Genomic DNA, 927 nt, shown 5'->3' on the forward strand with positions numbered 1-927 from the left:
CTATCATCTTAAGAACCCTTGTTGTTACTCCATAAGCATAGGCAAAAACATATGTAACATATATTTCAATGGAACTAATCTTTTAGGTGAAAAAAATGCTATTAAATTAAAAACTAAAAAGCACAGAAAGACATACATCATTATTAGACTGCCGCCTTTGATTCCTAAATAAATTAAATACTTAATTAATATGTCTATTTATAAAATTAAAATGTAAATTAGCCAATAACGAATAAATTTGCATATCCGGAGCAGACTACTCATGAAGTGTTTAAATTCTAAAATGCAAGGCTCTTATCTACGTACTATTTAACCTAAAAAACGTCTGACATATATGTCAGTAGTTTTTTTCTCACTCCGTAGGTGAAGTTCCTCATTTAATAGGTTTTTCTGTTTTTTAAGCTGTATATGGCCCACATATGTAGTTAACATAATGTCACTTATAGGTAGCTAAAGACATCAATCTCCAAGTGCAAATATGAGCTTGTTTTTATCTAACGCCTTAATACATAAATTATGTAACTCTTGTACAAATGCTATTACAAAAGGCTCTTTATACTCGCTTAAAATAATTTCACATATTTGATTTAACCTTCTTATCTCATGTACGTTAAATTGCTTATGATCGTATGGATCTAAATTAAGTAATAATTCAAATTCATAACGATTACCTTTTGCTTTCTCCCATAAATAATCATGTACCTCATCTTCTAGATAGACACCATATTCAGCATCATTAACTTCTTTTTTACTATCTGCTATATAAAACGTTACGGACATCATTTAACCTCTTTCATAATTTTATTTTTCTTTTTTATCATACAATATAAGACATTTTAAAAGTGTATAACATATGTAGAGCTAGTTTACATAAAGTCTCTTCCGGTACACATGTAAAAAAGGAGTCCTTAAGTATCAAGGACTCTA

The 927-nt window shown here is 28.8% G+C and carries 1 protein-coding gene; it reads right to left on the reverse strand.

Translation table 11 applies throughout. The features are described from left to right. Window positions 1–459 precede the first annotated feature (459 nt). Window positions 460–780 (reverse strand): hypothetical protein, encoded by a 321-nt coding sequence (locus RB298_RS00620; RefSeq protein WP_486045255.1) that lies wholly within the window; start codon window positions 778–780, stop codon window positions 460–462. Window positions 781–927: the final 147 nt, after the last annotated feature.

The sequence above is a fragment of the Priestia sp. BR_2 genome, from assembly GCF_041954005.1.
Taxonomy (GTDB): domain Bacteria; phylum Bacillota; class Bacilli; order Paenibacillales; family Paenibacillaceae; genus Paenibacillus_AQ; species Paenibacillus_AQ lautus_A.